Origin of the sequence: Aeromonas sp. Y289-2 (assembly GCF_027705925.1) — a bacterium.
GTDB classification, from domain to species: domain Bacteria; phylum Pseudomonadota; class Gammaproteobacteria; order Enterobacterales; family Aeromonadaceae; genus Aeromonas; species Aeromonas veronii.
In genome coordinates, this window is sequence record NZ_JAPDCH010000013.1 from 43,041 (window position 1) to 57,126 (window position 14,086).

At 61.2% G+C, this 14,086-nt stretch carries 14 protein-coding genes; 4 read left to right on the top strand and 10 right to left on the bottom strand.

Going from position 1 to position 14,086, the window contains the following annotated elements; all coding sequences use genetic code 11:
• Positions 1 to 26: 26 nt before the first annotated feature.
• The 3 genes from OKC43_RS17135 to yiaY all read right to left on the bottom strand — a co-directional run bounded on the left by OKC43_RS17135 (position 27) and on the right by yiaY (position 2,455).
• Entirely contained in the window at positions 27 to 656 is a 630-nt protein-coding gene (locus OKC43_RS17135; RefSeq protein WP_270804031.1) for an NAD(P)H-binding protein, read from the bottom strand.
• Positions 657 to 827: 171 nt separating this feature from the next.
• Positions 828 to 1,166, bottom strand: a complete 339-nt coding sequence (gene bamE, locus OKC43_RS17140; RefSeq protein ID WP_005337980.1) for an outer membrane protein assembly factor BamE — start codon at positions 1,164 to 1,166, stop codon at positions 828 to 830.
• 137 nt (positions 1,167 to 1,303) lie between these two features.
• The gene (gene yiaY, locus OKC43_RS17145; protein WP_270804032.1) at positions 1,304 to 2,455 is read right to left on the bottom strand and encodes an L-threonine dehydrogenase; all 1,152 of its coding nucleotides are present in this window, start codon (positions 2,453 to 2,455) and stop codon (positions 1,304 to 1,306) included.
• 382 nt (positions 2,456 to 2,837) lie between these two features.
• Between yiaY and udp the strand changes: the two genes are divergently transcribed.
• A complete protein-coding gene (udp, locus tag OKC43_RS17150) occupies positions 2,838 to 3,593 on the top strand; it encodes a uridine phosphorylase (RefSeq protein ID WP_005337975.1) in 756 nt (251 codons plus the stop codon).
• Between the two features lie 140 nt (positions 3,594 to 3,733).
• On the opposite strand, the gene OKC43_RS17155 is transcribed toward udp, so the two are convergent.
• Entirely contained in the window at positions 3,734 to 4,462 is a 729-nt protein-coding gene (locus OKC43_RS17155; protein WP_270804033.1) for an RluA family pseudouridine synthase, read from the bottom strand.
• Positions 4,463 to 4,684: 222 nt separating this feature from the next.
• On the opposite strand from OKC43_RS17155, the gene rihA reads away from it, so the two are divergent.
• Together rihA and OKC43_RS17165 are read left to right on the top strand one after the other, a co-directional pair.
• Positions 4,685 to 5,620: a pyrimidine-specific ribonucleoside hydrolase RihA gene (gene rihA / locus OKC43_RS17160; RefSeq protein ID WP_270804034.1), complete on the top strand. Its 936-nt coding sequence runs from the start codon at positions 4,685 to 4,687 to the stop codon at positions 5,618 to 5,620.
• 33 nt (positions 5,621 to 5,653) lie between these two features.
• Positions 5,654 to 6,121, top strand: coding sequence for a hypothetical protein (locus OKC43_RS17165; protein WP_179903520.1), 468 nt, complete (start codon positions 5,654 to 5,656; stop codon positions 6,119 to 6,121).
• 185 nt (positions 6,122 to 6,306) lie between these two features.
• On the opposite strand, the gene OKC43_RS17170 is transcribed toward OKC43_RS17165, so the two are convergent.
• The 3 genes from OKC43_RS17170 to OKC43_RS17180 form a co-directional block, all read right to left on the bottom strand.
• Entirely contained in the window at positions 6,307 to 6,603 is a 297-nt protein-coding gene (locus tag OKC43_RS17170; protein ID WP_005337957.1) for a winged helix-turn-helix domain-containing protein, read from the bottom strand.
• Positions 6,600 to 7,130: a DUF1523 family protein gene (locus OKC43_RS17175; protein WP_005350438.1), complete on the bottom strand. Its 531-nt coding sequence runs from the start codon at positions 7,128 to 7,130 to the stop codon at positions 6,600 to 6,602. Before OKC43_RS17175 ends, OKC43_RS17170 begins: the two co-directional genes overlap by 4 nt.
• A gap of 175 nt (positions 7,131 to 7,305) precedes the next feature.
• Positions 7,306 to 8,928 carry a methyl-accepting chemotaxis protein gene (locus OKC43_RS17180; protein ID WP_257124632.1) on the bottom strand — a complete coding sequence of 541 codons (1,623 nt, stop codon included), beginning with the start codon at positions 8,926 to 8,928 and terminating at the stop codon, positions 7,306 to 7,308.
• Positions 8,929 to 9,160: 232 nt separating this feature from the next.
• Between OKC43_RS17180 and OKC43_RS17185 the strand changes: the two genes are divergently transcribed.
• On the top strand, positions 9,161 to 9,793 hold the full coding sequence (locus OKC43_RS17185) for a LysE family translocator (protein WP_005344345.1): 633 nt from the start codon (positions 9,161 to 9,163) through the stop codon (positions 9,791 to 9,793).
• Positions 9,794 to 9,886: 93 nt separating this feature from the next.
• Here the strand turns inward: OKC43_RS17185 and OKC43_RS17190 are convergent, their stop codons facing one another.
• Genes OKC43_RS17190 through OKC43_RS17200 form a run of 3 tightly spaced genes read right to left on the bottom strand, consistent with a single transcriptional unit; the run spans position 9,887 to position 14,003 of the window.
• Positions 9,887 to 11,095, bottom strand: coding sequence for a cation:proton antiporter (locus OKC43_RS17190; protein WP_270657323.1), 1,209 nt, complete (start codon positions 11,093 to 11,095; stop codon positions 9,887 to 9,889).
• 33 nt (positions 11,096 to 11,128) lie between these two features.
• Positions 11,129 to 12,232 carry a beta-N-acetylglucosaminidase domain-containing protein gene (locus tag OKC43_RS17195; RefSeq protein ID WP_021231132.1) on the bottom strand — a complete coding sequence of 368 codons (1,104 nt, stop codon included), beginning with the start codon at positions 12,230 to 12,232 and terminating at the stop codon, positions 11,129 to 11,131.
• Positions 12,233 to 12,275: 43 nt separating this feature from the next.
• The gene (locus OKC43_RS17200) at positions 12,276 to 14,003 is read right to left on the bottom strand and encodes a potassium/proton antiporter (protein ID WP_270804035.1); all 1,728 of its coding nucleotides are present in this window, start codon (positions 14,001 to 14,003) and stop codon (positions 12,276 to 12,278) included.
• Positions 14,004 to 14,086: the final 83 nt, after the last annotated feature.

Here is a 14,086-nt window from a genome sequence, read left to right on the forward strand (position 1 = left end):
TGCGTAAGTAGTGGGGAAGGCCGGGTTCAGAGGGTCAGCAACTGCTCGTTCTCGACAATCTCGCACCCAGCGGGTTGCCGGGAGAGGGTAATCATGGCATGGGCCACCTGACTGGCCTCGATGGCACGCCAGCGGGCGAGCTTGCCCACCAGCAGCGGCCGAAACAGCGGGTAGATGGTCTGAAAGATCTGCTCGGAGAGGCGCGGTGGCTGGCGCTCCCCGAGCAGCATGGCGGGCCGCACGATGGCGAGCCGTGGCCAGGATTGGGCCAGCAGGGCCTGCTCCATCTCCCCCTTGGTACGCGGATAGAGCGCCGGGGACGATGCGCTGGCTCCCATGCTCGAGACCACGATGAGCCGTTGACAGCCGTGGCGGTGGGCCAGTTCGGCAAAGGCGACCACATAGTCGAGATCGACCCGGCGAAACGCCTCGGCAGAGCCCGCCTCCTTGCGGGTGGTACCGAGGGCACAGAAGGCGATATCGACCGGGCGGGAGAGGGTGACGCTGGCCAGATCATCAAAATTGACCGGCAGCCAGTGGTGCGCCTCCTTGCCCGGCTTGCGACAGAGCAGGGTCAGTTCATGTTCGGCAGGCAGTTGCTGCACCAGTTCGCGACCGATCAGGCCGCTGGCTCCGGCAATCAGGATCCGGCTCATGGGGATTCTCCCTGTGTCATTCGATGGCATTGATGCCATGGTGGCTGTTCATCAGCATCAGGCAATTTGCGAGCAGCTGCAATGGGGAGAAATGACTCAGTGTTGTCGGGCAGGATGAATTACGCGGGGCTGGATAAAACAAAACCGGCGCGAGGCCGGTTTTGCGGGATATCAGAGCGGGGTATTGAAGGCTGCTGGCAGCGGGAAGTCACCCGTCACTGTGGTCAGCCTGTCGTTGGCGAAGGTGACAGTGAGCTCTTTGCGCTCCTTGTCGCCGTGGCCCGGCTGGAATTCATAGAGGTAGTACCAGGTGTTGGGGTCAAAGCCGTCACGCAGCATGGGGGTCCCCAGTACATAGCTGACCTGCTCGCGGGTCATCCCCTGGCGCAGTTTGTCGACCTGTTTTTGTTCCACATAGTTGCCCTGGGGAATATCGATACGATAGACCAGGCTGCAACCGGAGAGGGTGAGGGCGGTCAAAGCCGCGGCAATCAGGTGTTTCATCCGCATATCGAGTTCAGATCATCCATTCAAGTCTTTTTGGCTCGGCAAATCATACCGACTCCCTCCACGGAAGTAAAAAGCCATTGATCCATCAGCCAATAAAAAGGGTCGCACTGCGACCCTTTCTGGCAATCCGGCTGCTGTTACATCGCCGCGCGGAAGATGGCGACGATCTCTTCGTGGCTCGCCTGTTTCGGGTTGGTGAAGCCGCAGGCATCTTTCAGGGCGTTGCTGGCCAGGGTATCGAAGTCATCTGCCTTGACGCCGAGTTGCTCCAGACCCGCCGGGATCTTTACATCCAGCGCCAGCTGCTTGATGGCGGCAATGGCAGCGGCGGCACCCTGCTCGTCGTTCATGGTGCTCACATCTACACCCATGTAGCGGGCCACATCCTTCAGACGAGCCGCGCTGACCTGGGCGTTGAACGCCTGAACGTGGGGCAGCAGCACGGCGTTGCAGACACCGTGGGGCAGGTCATAGAAACCGCCCAGCTGGTGGGCCATGGCGTGCACATAGCCCAGGCTTGCGTTGTTGAAGGCCATGCCGGCCAGGAACTGGGCATAAGCCATCTGCTCGCGGGCATGCAGGTCATCGCCGTGATGAACGGCGGTGTGCAGGTGCTTGGCAATCAGCTCGATGGCCATCACGGCGCTGGCATCGGTTACCGGGGTGGCGATGGTGGAGACATAGGCCTCGATGGCGTGGGTCAGGGCATCCATGCCGGTGGCGGCGGTGAGACCGGCCGGCTTGGCCAGCATCAGCTCGGGATCGTTGACCGACATCAGCGGGGTAACGTGCTTGTCGATGATGGCCATTTTCACGTGGCGCGCTTCGTCGGTGATGATGCAGAAGCGGGTCATCTCGGAGGCGGTACCGGCGGTGGTGTTGATGGCGATAAGCGGCAGTTGCGGCTTGGCGGAGCGATCCACCCCTTCGTAATCCTTGATGCTGCCACCGTTGGCGGCGACCAGCGCAATGCCCTTGGCGCAGTCGTGGGGCGAGCCGCCCCCCAGCGAGATGACGCAGTCGCAGCCGTTGGCCTTGATCATCGCCAGACCCGCTTCAACGTTGCTGGTAGTGGGGTTGGGTTTGGTCTCATCGAAAACTGCGCTTTCAATGCCATGTTCAGCCAGCAGGGTGGTGAGCTTGGCGACCACGCCGATCTGGTTGAGGATTTTGTCGGTGACGATCAGCGCCTTGCGATAGCCGTAACCCTTGATATCGGCGGCAGCCTCTTGCAGACAGCCGGCACCCATCAGGTTGATAGCGGGAATATAGAACTTGAATGTAGCCATGATGGACTTCCTATAGTTAGCCATTAAGTGGTAGTTAAGAGCTACGCTACCATCTAGAAAGGGATACAAAAGCATCTTGTTTACAACTTTACGGGGTCGATCACGAGTCGTTAATTAAGCACTGAACCAGGCTTGACTTTCCTGCATCTGACTCGATTGACAGAAAAACGTTTGTCAATTATTTCATTGAGTTAGCAAACGTTTTGCGCAATGTTTGTCACTGTCAATGCGTGGAAGTGTGAGGCGCTTCAAGGAATTGGAAAGCGCTTTCGACCATAGTTGGCGCCTCCCCGAAGAGGGGGGTAAAGGCTTGAAAGTATCATAAAGAATCATCTTAACTTGTGCCCTGACCATGCTGGCAGGGGGCAACCAGGAGTCCACTATGTCTGATGTATTTCACTTGGGTTTGAAGAAAGCGGATCTGCAAGGCGCCACCCTGGCGATCGTCCCCGGTGACCCCGAGCGCGTGAAGCGTATCGCAGAGCTGTTGGATAACCCGGTGCACCTGGCCAGCCATCGTGAATTCACTACCTGGCGCGGCGAGATGGACGGCAAGGCCGTGATCATCTGCTCTACCGGTATCGGTGGCCCGTCCACCTCCATCGCGGTAGAAGAGCTGGCCCAGCTGGGTATCCGCACCTTCCTGCGCATCGGTACCACTGGCGCCATCCAGCCGCACCTGAACGTGGGTGACGTGATCGTGACCACCGGCTCCGTGCGCCTCGACGGTGCCAGCCTGCACTTCGCACCGATGGAGTTCCCGGCTGTTGCCGACTTCGACTGCACCACCGCGCTGGTCAACACCGCCAAAGAGATGGGCTCCAAGCTGCACATCGGTGTGACTGCCTCCTCTGACACCTTCTACCCGGGTCAGGAGCGTTACGACACCGTATCCGGCCGCGTAGTGAGCCGTTTCCAGGGTTCCATGAAAGAGTGGCAAGCCATGGGCGTGCTGAACTATGAGATGGAGTCTGCAACCCTGCTGACCATGTGCTCCAGCCAGGGTCTGCGTGCCGGTATGGTGGCTGGCGTTATCGTCAACCGTACCCAGCAAGAGATCCCGAACGCCGAGACCATGGCGAAGACCGAATCTGATGCCATCAAGATCGTACTGGGCGCTGCCCGCAAGCTGATCTGATAGCTCCACAAAGAGTGGGGGGTGGGGGCCGTTGCGAAAGCGCGGCCCCTATCTTTATTCGCCGTTTATCGCTTTTCCTCTCCCGTCACCCCTTTCACTGCTCCCGTCGCACTCGCACTTGTTGTCTCTACCCGTTGCTTCTAAAACGCAGGCGCACAGCGGATTTGCATCGGCTCGCCGCTCACCGGATGAACAAAATCCAGCTCGCTGGCATGCAGCATCAGCCGCGGTGCCTGTTCGCAGCCGGGGGGCAGCAGGCCACCATAGAGATCGCAGCCGAGGATGGGGTGGCCCAGCAGCTGGCTGTGGATCCGTAGCTGATGGGTGCGGCCGGTCTCCGGCACCAGTCGTACCCGGGTCAAAGGCACGGTTTGTCCCTGCATCTGTTGCTCCAGCCGCTCAATCACCCGATAGCGGGAGCGGGCGGGTTTGCCACTGACGGCGCAGATCTTCATCAGCGGGAACATGGCCGGATCCTTGGCGATGGGGGCGTCGATAACTCCTTCGTCGTCAATCAGATGACCGCACAGCAGGGCGCTGTAGGCCTTGCTCACCGCCCGCTGACTGAACTGCTGGCAGAGCAGGGCATTGATGGCCTTGTTTCTGGCCACCACCATGATGCCTGAGGTGCCAAAATCGAGGCGATGCACCAGGGTGCAGCCGGGGTAATCCTGCACCAAGCGATAGTGAACCGAGTCGAGGTTTTGCGGATTTTTGCCCGACAGACTCAGCAGGCCGCTCGGCTTGTTGATGAGCAGCAGATGCTCATCCTCAAACAGGGTCTCGATGGCGGCACTGCAGGGCGGGGCGATAAAGGTGTCGAGGATAACGGACATAGGTGGCACAGGCTGGAAACGGGGTGCGATCATACCCGAACCGGCGCGGCCGGGCGAATGGGCGGTGTGCTGTCTCGGGAAAGGAACGGGATGGCGCCATGCAACCTCTTGATAATGAGCCGCTTTGAGCGAGGAGCTGTGCCGTGCAAACCGCCCTGGTCACCAACAAGGCCCCGTTTTGTGACTCCTTCCCGAGTTCATCCGAGGCTTGCTTGTTAAGGTATGGCTCCCTGTTATGTTGTAAGGACTCATCCCATGGCACTCCCCGTTATTCTCGATTGTGATCCCGGCCACGACGACGCCATCGCCCTTATTCTGGCGCTGGCCAGCCCTGAACTGAACGTGCTGGCAGTTACCACCAGCGCGGGCAACCAGACGCCGGACAAGACCCTTAACAATGCCCTGCGCATCCTCACCCTGCTGGGGCGTGACGATATTCCGGTGGCGGCCGGGGCACCGAAACCGCTGGCCCGCGAGCTGATCATCGCCGACAACGTCCATGGCGAATCGGGTCTCGATGGCCCCAAACTGCCGGATCCCGCCTTTGCACCGCAGGGGATGACGGGGATCGAGCTGATGGCCAAATGTCTGCGCGAGAGTGCGGAGCCCGTGACTCTGGTGCCGACCGGCCCACTCACCAATATCGCCCTGCTGCTGGCGGCTCACCCCGAGCTCAAACCCAAGATCGCTCGCATCGTATTGATGGGGGGCGCCGCAGGGGCCGGCAACTGGACGCCTGCGGCGGAATTCAATATTTATGTGGACCCGGAAGCGGCCGATATGGTGTTCAAGTCGGGCATTCCCATCACCATGTGCGGCCTTGATGTGACCCATGAGGCGCAGGTGATGGATGAGGATATCGAGCGGGTGCGCGCCATCACCAACCCGGTAGCCCAGTGTGTGGCCGGGCTGCTCGACTTTTTCATGATCTACCATCGGGATCCCAAGTGGGGATTTGCTGGTGCACCGCTCCACGACCCCTGTACCATTGCCTGGTTGCTGGCTCCCGAGCTGTTCCACGGGGTTGAGTGCCGGGTCGATATCGAGACCAGCGGGGTGCATTCCGTGGGGATGACGGTGGTGGATCGTTATGGTCTGACCGGCAAGCCAGCCAATGCGCTGGTATTGTTGGGGCTGGATCGTCCGGGCTTTATCGATCTGCTGGTGACGCGGCTGCGGGCGTTTGACTGAGCGCCGGTTCATTTTTGCAAGAAGGGGCGGGGAATGTGGAAGAGAGGCTTGGTGCTGCTGGCCGGGTTGCAACTGACAGGCTGTGCGACGCCATTCGAGCGGATGTGGCAGGGGCTGGCGACCTGTGAATTTACCGATCTCTATGTGGATGAGACGGGCAGGGCCGCCAATCTACAACTGGCCAACTACACCCCCTACAAGGTGAGCGACGGCTTTGCCTGGTACAAGGTGCACGAGGAGCTACACGGCTTGCCGGTGGTCGGCTTTATCGTGCCCGCTTCCAGCTTCGAAGTGCATGCTCTCTTTGTCGATACCCCCATCGCCAATGCCCGCCGGTTGACCCACAACGCCTACGGCAGCGAGTTTGGCGACGAGCAGAAGCATGACGAGGGCTCAGCCCCTCTGCTTTTGCGCGATCCCAACAACCCCAAGCGCTCCATCATCGACTGCACCCGCGGCGAGTCTGACGGGGAGCTTGAGGATTCGGCCATGCCCGAGTAGGGCCACCTGTCACGCCATTGGCCTGAAAAAAGAGGGGCCAGCCTTGCCGGCTGGCCCCTCTTTTTATTGTTGCTTAGCGCCCTGATCAGGGATAGCTCAGCGTCTTCTTGATAAGCGGCAGTTGAGCCTTGATCCATGCCGGATTGCAATAGGTTCCCCAGTCGCAGGCCTGACTCGACATCATTTCAGGGATAGCTCAACGTCTCTTTGATAAGCGGCAGTTGAGCCTTGATCCACGCCGGATTGATGGGCCCCCAGTCGCTGATGCGGTAGTGCCCCTGCAGGTGGCGAGCCCCCTCGGTCTGCTCGAAGGCGCAGCTGATATCGAGTTCGGCCAGCGCCGTCAGGGTATCCTGCGCGGTGCGGCGCGGCATGCCGGTTGCCTCCATGATGGCAGGCACCGTATCTGTGCCCTGACTGATCAGCCAGGCCACGTAGAGCCGCCGGTAGAAGCTGGTGCGGGTCTTGCTCGGCTCACTCATAGCTCGTCCTCAAGACGATCGAAGTAGCGCCAGGTCGCAATGGCTGCCTTGCCCATCACCAGCGCCCAGAGGCCGAACCAGAACCAGCGGAAGAAGCTCCAGGTGGAGGCGTCAGGCTCTGTGCTCTCGATCTTGGTGACGTTGGGGAACATGGAGAACATGTTCACGCGCCAGCCGTAGGAGGTGATGATGGCCAGGCGTTTCTCGAACTCCATCGACTTGGCCTTGGCCTGGACGTCGGCGGCGTTGAATTTGAAGTAGAAGGGCCAGCCCCACTCGGTATCTTCATTGCGAAACACCCGGATCTTCTCGCCGGGGCGCTCGGTGTAGATGTAGTAGACATCGGTGGTGGGGCCGTCAGCCGGGTTCTTCTGGCTGATGGGGCCATCCTTGTCGGTGCGCTTCACCTCGACCCCGGTGATGGTAGCGATGGTGTGCTCCGGCAGGTAGTAGTCGAGCCAGGCGGCGGAAATGAGGGCGATGAGCCCCAAGGCGATAAAAGCGGGTTTCTTGAATCTCAGGCTCATGGTGTGCTCACGTGAGGGGGAGTAACGTGCCTCTACCATACTCACATTTGCCCCCTCAGCCCAGCCCCTTATGGCACCAACGGCCAAAAAATGGCGTTTAAAACAGAGACAAAGCCATTGCTCCATCAACAAGAAAGGCTCTTGCGGGCCTTTTTGTCTGGTTCACTTTGTGCGCTTACAGCTGGAATTGGGCCAGCTGCTTGCGTTGCTGCTCGGCGAGCTGGGAGAGCTCGTTGCTGGCACTGGCGCTCTGGCTGATGCCGGCGGAGCTCTGGCTCACGATCTCGTGAATATTGGTGATGTTGCGGTTGATGTCGGCGGTAACGCAGGACTGCTCCTCGGCGGCGGTGGCGACCTGGGCGTTGGCGTCGTTGATCTGGCGCACGGCACCGGTAATGCCGCTTAGCAGATCCTGCACCTGAGCGGACAAGCGCTGGTTATGGCTGAGGATCTCCAGAGTCTCCTGTACGCCGTTGTTGGCGGATTGGGACTGGCTCTGCAGCCGCTCGATGATGGCCTGGATCTCCTTGGTGGAGTCCTGGGTACGGGCCGCCAGCATTCTTACCTCGTCGGCCACCACCGCAAAGCCACGACCCGTTTCACCGGCACGGGCCGCTTCGATGGCGGCATTGAGCGCCAGCAGGTTGGTCTGCTCGGAGATCCCTTGGATCACTTCAATTACCTTGCCGATCTGCTCGGACTGGGATTTGAGCTGAGCCACGATGGCGGCGGCATCTTCCAGACTGCCCGCCATCCGGCTGTTGGCGGCGATGCTTTCGGTAAAGAGGGCGAGCCCCTGTTCGACCCGGCCGTTGGCATCCCGCGCCAGCTCATCGGCGATGGCGGCGTTGTGGTTGACGTTGTCAGCGGTGCTGGAGAGTTCGGTCACGGCGGAGGCGACCTGTTCGATCTCGCTGTGCTGCTGCTTTGCATTGGCCTCGGACTGGGTCATCACGGCGGCCAGCTCGGTGGCTGCGGAGGCGACGCTGTTGCTGATCCCGGTCAGGTTCTCGATGGTGTTGCCGAGCTGGGTAAGGGTGAGGTTGATATCTTTGGCCAGACGGGTCAGCTCGTTGTTGCCCTCCGCTTTGGCGCGCACGTTGAAGCGCCCTTGCGCCACGGCGTGCATCACCTCTTGCAACTGACCGATGGGGCTGACGATGCGCCCGGAGAGGACCCAGCCACAGATCAGCGCCGCCAGCAGGGTACCGGCGGTGAGCAACAGGGTACGCAGCAGGGTGGCGTCGTAGTGGGCCTGCTCTTCGGCCAGCTCTTGCTGGATCAGCTGGTTGATGTGGGCGGACATGCTGTCGATCTGCTTGATCAGCTGTTCACCCAGCTCGCGGAAATGGAGGCGAGCCGCCTCGTAGGCGACCGGATCGCCGCCACCCTGATGTTTTTGCGCCAGCAGCGGCAGCATGTTGCTGCGGGTATGGCTGAGGTAGGCCTGCAGGGCGGCAGCGACCTGACGGTTATCCTGCTCGGCACCGGGGAGCACCAGACGGCCGAGGATGGCGTTGATCTCCTGCTCGGCGCTGTTGAGGTTTGCGGGCAGAGCGGCAAACAGCTTGGCATCGTAGAGGCCATAGATGGCGCTGGTGCGCAGCCGGTAGGTGGCGTGGATCAGTTTGGCAATATCGTCCTTGTGCTGGACCACGGTCTGGGTCGTCTCATCTATGTCATTGATGGCTTCATCCAGACCCTGTTTGCTGATGGTGATCATCACCATCATCAGCAGGCTGGCCAGCAGCAAAGGTATCAAGACCTGGACACGTATTGATAGATTATTCAATGACATAAATGGCTCTAATCCGGAATTGGAGGAGCCGACATATTACACATGCACGTCAGGAGCTGTCACAGGCTTTTATTGCTGAAATGTGCTGAAGAAAAGGTTTTTTCTTGTGAAAAGGGAGCCATTTGGGGATGGTTGGGCGCTTTATCCCCTGAATATGTGGTACAACTGGCTGGGTTGTGTCAATCCTGTCCCGTTTTCGTGATTTCCCGCTCTCGTCATATGGAGGTGTGTTGTGTCCAGCTGGATCGATCCGGCCATTCTGGCTCTGTTTATCCCGACCTTTTTCTTTGTCTCGGTGACCCCCGGCATGTGCATGACCCTGTCGATGACGCTGGGGATGAGCCTGGGGGTGCGCCGAACCCTGCATATGATGTGGGGGGAGCTGATCGGGGTCGGGCTGGTCTCGGTGTTGTCGGTGATCGGGGTGGCAGCTATCATGCTCAACTATCCGGGGATCTTCGCCGCCTTCAAATATGTGGGGGGCGCCTATCTGGTGTGGCTTGGCATCCAGATGTGGCAGGCCAAGGGGAAGATGGCCATTCCGGCGGATCTCTCGGCCGGTCAACAGACCAGCGCCATGGGGCTGGCGCTGCAGGGTTTCGTCACCGCCATCGCCAACCCCAAAGGGTGGGCCTTCATGATCTCCTTGCTGCCCCCCTTTATCTCTGCCGACAAGCCGATGGCGCCGCAGATCAGCGCGCTGGTGGCGCTGATCCTGGTCATCGAGTTCTCCTGCCTGCTGCTCTACGCCAGCGGTGGCCGCACCCTGCGCCACTTCCTCGCCAAGAGCGGCAACGTCACCCTGATGAACCGCATCGCCGGTACTCTGATGCTGGGGGTGGGAGTCTGGCTGGCGCTCGGGTAAGAGCTGTCAGTGACCCGCACCAGACAAGAAAAATGCCACCGGTCGGTGGCATTTTTAATGGGCGCCGGGTGGCGCAGGGTGGCGCAGGGTGGCTCAGCGAGGCTTGAAACGCTCGACCCAGGGGTTGGCGGTGAGGCCGTGCAGGATGACGCTCAATATGATGGTGCAGAGCACGGTGGCGATGATGGGACGCTGGCCAATCAGGGCTGGCTCGTTTTGCAGCACCATCACCGCAAAGACGATACTGGCAAGGCCCCGCGGCCCGAACCAGCCGATAAAGAGCTTGAGCTCCGGCTTGAGGCCGGTACCGATGAGGCTCAGCCAAACCGGCACCATCCGCAGCAGGGTGAGGCTGGCAATGGCATAGAGCCAGTATTGCCAGTGCAGCAGCTCCGGCAGAATGGGCATCAGGGTCGCGCCAAACACCATCCAGATCACCACGGAGAGCAGGTCGCCGTAGCCTTCGCAGCTGTCCATATAGGCGTGCTTGTGCTCGCCGAGGCGGTGGCCGATAAAGAGGCCACCGACAAAGGCGGCGATAAAGCCGCTGCCCCCCAGAGTCTGGGCCAGCGCAAAGCAGAGCAGGGCCAGCCCTGGCATGGTGAGCTGACGCCAGAGTGGCAGTTGCCAGCCATTGAGATAGGAGATTTTCAACAGCCGGATGGTGAGGTTGGTCAGCACAAAGGCGACCAGCAGGCCAATGCCGATCTCCTCCAGCATCAGGGTGATAGCCAGAGTGGCGGTGCCTGCGTGCTGCTCTGTGGGGGCGATAAGGGCCAGCAGCAGAAGCAGCACCGGTACGCAGATGCCGTCGTTGAGGCCGCTCTCCTGATTGAGCCCTTCACGCACCGGTGCAGGCACCGCGGGGTTGCTCACCACCGCTTTGCCGAGCGCCGCATCGGTGGGAGCAAGAATGGTGGAGAGGATGGCCATCTCCAGCAGTGGCAAGTCGGGGAAGATCCAGTGGCCAAACAGGGCGCCACAGAGCAGGGTGAGGGGCAGGCCAATCAGCAGCAGCCGGATGGGGAGTTGGCGGTTGGCCAGCAATACCTGCCAGTTGGTGTTGGCGGCATCGTTGAACAGCACGATGACCAGCGTCAGCTCGGCCAGCAGCTTGATGCCGGCGCTGTCGATAGAGAGGGAGAGCAGCTCAAGCCCGCCCGGCCCCAGTAGCCAGCCGGTCAGCAGAAAGAGCAGGGGGCCGTTGACCAGCTTTGATTCGAAGCGCCCCGCGATCAGGCTGTAGATCAGCAAGAAGGCGGCGATCACCGCCAGATTCTGGTAAAGCAGGTGTGCATCCATACAACCTCCCTTCTGCCCCCCTGCGGGGGTGGTTTAATCGGTCAGGCAGTCGGGGTCGAACACATACTCCCCGTCCAGCCAGCGCACGATTTCGTCGACGCAGGATTGGTCACGAAACGGCAGATAGCGCGCCTTGAGAGCGGCAATCTGCTCGGAGGTGAGCTGTGCCAGCCCCAGATCCTGAAACAGCGGCAGGTCGGCCTCGATCATCGCCGAGATCTGCGGGCCACAGGTGGCGTTGAGGGCGGCATGCAGCGCCTTGTCGGGGTCGTACTGCTTGCCGAGTCGGTAGCTCATCGGCAGGGTAGCGAGGGGCAGGGCGGAGAGCGCTGCCTGCTTCATCGGGTTGACCGCATGGCCAGCGAGCAGATCCGCCAGCTCGGCGGGGCGGTTCTCGAAGGCGCGCAGGTGCAGGTAGCTGCTCGCCTTGCTGCCATCGTTAACCGGGTAGTTGTCCCACAGGAAGGGCTTGCGGCCGAGCAGTTCGGTCACCTGCTTGAGGTGACTGGCCGGATATTCGCTGGAGCAGACCTTGGGGCCGGTCCAGAAGATCTCGAAACGGCGGTCGAGCTGTTCGCCAAGCTCCTCCAGATAGCGGGGAGGCATGGCGCCAAACACCTTCTCCAGCACCGGATCGGTCGAGTAGTAGCTGGGGCAGAAGATGAGGCGGGTCGCCTTGCTGTGGGCCGCGATGTCGTGGGCGATGGTGAGCTGATGGTGCGCCAGATCCGGGGTATCCCCCTTCATATCGTCAAACAGTACCGCCAGAATATCGGGTTGGAGCATCTCGTCGATGAGGCGCACTTTCTCAAGCAGCGCCGAGCGTTTGCGATCGTAGTCGTGGTGCGCCCCCATGGGGCTCAAGCCCACCCCGAAGGCGAGTCCGTTGGCGCGGCACTGGCGCGCCAGCTCGGCGAGATCCGCCAGCTGCTGCTCGGGCCAGGGGAGGGCCCAGTGCTTGCGCAGATAGCCATCCTCTTTCGGTGCATAGATATAGAAGCCGTAGCCGTGGCGTGGCAGCCACTGGGCGTAGCGGGCGCGGGCCTGCCAGCTCCATCCCTTGCCAAAAAAGCCTTCAATCACCCCCAGATTGGCAGCGGGGGGCAGGGGGCCGGACAGCAAACTTTGATATGGCATAACTCTCTCCCTTCTTGCTGGGGACTTGATACGGGACGGTCGGTCAGACCGGGTCCTCTTCCTGAAAGCGCACCCCGATCTTGCTTGGTACGCTCTCGTCCATTTCGGCCACGGTCCAGATCAGGCCCTGCCATTCGATGTTGTCACCGACCACCAGATTATCGCCCAACTGGCTGGCAATAAAATCACCCAGTGTCTGATCCGCCACCTCGCTCACATCCAGCCCGTAGAGAGGGGCGAGGTCTACCAGCAGCGCGGCTGCTTCCAGCAGGAAGTCACCGAAGAAGCGGGGGCCGAGATCCTGCTCCGGCGCCTGGCTAAAGAGCTGGCCGAGGGCGGGGAGGTCACGTTCGTGACCGATCACGCAGAGGATGTCATCGGCCTGCAGACAGGTACTACCTGAGGGGTGGAGCAGCTCGCGGCCGCGAAACAGGGCGCAGATCCGGGTGCCGGCGGGCATCTGCAGATCCCGCAGTGGCGAGCCGATGCACCACTTCTCCTCCCCCAGCTGGTAGACGAAGGTCTCCCACTGGCTGTCGAGATCGATCTCGAGCCCGGAGCGGTTGATGGGCGACGGCGGTGCCGGTACCTCCACCCGCGCCAGTTTTGAGGCCAGCGGTAGCGAGCTGCCCTGCAAAATCAGCGAAACCAGCACTACGAAGAAGGCGACGTTGAAGTAGAGCTGGGCGTTGGGCAGTCCCGCCATCATGGGGAACACCGCCAGAATGATGGGCACGGCGCCGCGCAGGCCGACCCAGGAGATAAACCAGCGCTCGCGGGGGGCGAAGTTCTTGAACGGCAGCAGCCCGATCCAGACCGACACCGGGCGGGCAAACAGGATCATCCACATCGCCAGCGCCAGCGCGGGCAGGGCGATGGGCAGCAGCTTGTGGGGGGAGGCGAGCAGCCCCAGCACCAGAAACATGCCGATTTGGCTGAGCCAGGTCAGACCGTCCAGCACCGACAATGTGGTGCTGCGGCTGCGCAGGGCGAGGTTACCGAGCAACAGACCGGTGAGATAGATGGCTAGAATGCCACTGCCACCGACCGCCGTGGTGAGGGCGAAGATCAGCAGGCCGCCGCTGACAGTGAGCAGCGGATAGAGTCCCGGCGCCAGGCGGGCTGTGTTGATAAGGCGCCACAGCAGCCAGCCGCCGCCAAGGCCAATCCCGGCGCCAAGACCAAACTGCTTGACCAGTTGCAGCAGCAGGAAGCCCCCATCCAGCCCTTGCTGGGCGGTGGCGAGCACCTCGATCAGGGTGACGGTGAGAAACACCGCCATGGGGTCGTTGCTGCCTGACTCTATCTCCAGCGTCGCGCTCACCCGCTCGTTGAGGCTGCGCCCGCCAAGCAGGGAGAAGACCGCCGCCGCATCGGTGGAGCCGACGATGGCGCCGATCAGCATCCCCTGCATCAGGTTGAGGTCAAACAGCCAGGCAGCGGCGAGCCCCGTCAGGCCGGTGGTGATAGCCACCCCGACCGTCGCCAGCGACAAGGCAGGCCAGAGCGCCACCCGGAACGAGGAGACCCGGGTGCGCATGCCGCCGTCGAGCAGGATGATGGCAAGCGCCAGGTTGCCTACCAGATAGGCGATGGAGTAGTCAGCGAAGTGGATGCCACCTGGGCCATCCTCACCGGCCAGCATGCCGACGGCGAGGAAGATAACCAAAATGGGAATACCGAGGCGGGAAGAGAGGGCGCTCAACAGTACGCTGGCTCCCACCAACAGGGCAGCGACAAAAAAGAAACTGTTGATGGTAGCGGCATCCAAGGGCGAACTCCTTCCTGGTAATGTGCAAAGTAGGCACATTATATGCAGTTAGGCCCCCCTTGTGTGGCTTATTTGTGCATCAA

Excerpts from the sequence above, each read along its gene's own strand:
- OKC43_RS17135 (WP_270804031.1), bottom strand. The coding sequence starts at position 656 with ATGAGCCGGATCCTGATTGCCGGAGCCAGCGGCCTGATCGGTCGCGAA.
- OKC43_RS17195 (WP_021231132.1), bottom strand. The coding sequence starts at position 12,232 with ATGCCATATCAAAGTTTGCTGTCCGGCCCCCTGCCCCCCGCTGCCAAT.
- bamE (WP_005337980.1), bottom strand. The coding sequence starts at position 1,166 with ATGCGGATGAAACACCTGATTGCCGCGGCTTTGACCGCCCTCACCCTC.
- udp (WP_005337975.1), top strand. The coding sequence starts at position 2,838 with ATGTCTGATGTATTTCACTTGGGTTTGAAGAAAGCGGATCTGCAAGGC.
- OKC43_RS17165 (WP_179903520.1), top strand. The coding sequence starts at position 5,654 with ATGTGGAAGAGAGGCTTGGTGCTGCTGGCCGGGTTGCAACTGACAGGC.
- rihA (WP_270804034.1), top strand. The coding sequence starts at position 4,685 with ATGGCACTCCCCGTTATTCTCGATTGTGATCCCGGCCACGACGACGCC.
- yiaY (WP_270804032.1), bottom strand. The coding sequence starts at position 2,455 with ATGGCTACATTCAAGTTCTATATTCCCGCTATCAACCTGATGGGTGCC.
- OKC43_RS17180 (WP_257124632.1), bottom strand. The coding sequence starts at position 8,928 with ATGTCATTGAATAATCTATCAATACGTGTCCAGGTCTTGATACCTTTG.
- OKC43_RS17175 (WP_005350438.1), bottom strand. The coding sequence starts at position 7,130 with ATGAGCCTGAGATTCAAGAAACCCGCTTTTATCGCCTTGGGGCTCATC.
- OKC43_RS17155 (WP_270804033.1), bottom strand. The coding sequence starts at position 4,462 with ATGATCGCACCCCGTTTCCAGCCTGTGCCACCTATGTCCGTTATCCTC.
- OKC43_RS17170 (WP_005337957.1), bottom strand. The coding sequence starts at position 6,603 with ATGAGTGAGCCGAGCAAGACCCGCACCAGCTTCTACCGGCGGCTCTAC.
- OKC43_RS17190 (WP_270657323.1), bottom strand. The coding sequence starts at position 11,095 with ATGGATGCACACCTGCTTTACCAGAATCTGGCGGTGATCGCCGCCTTC.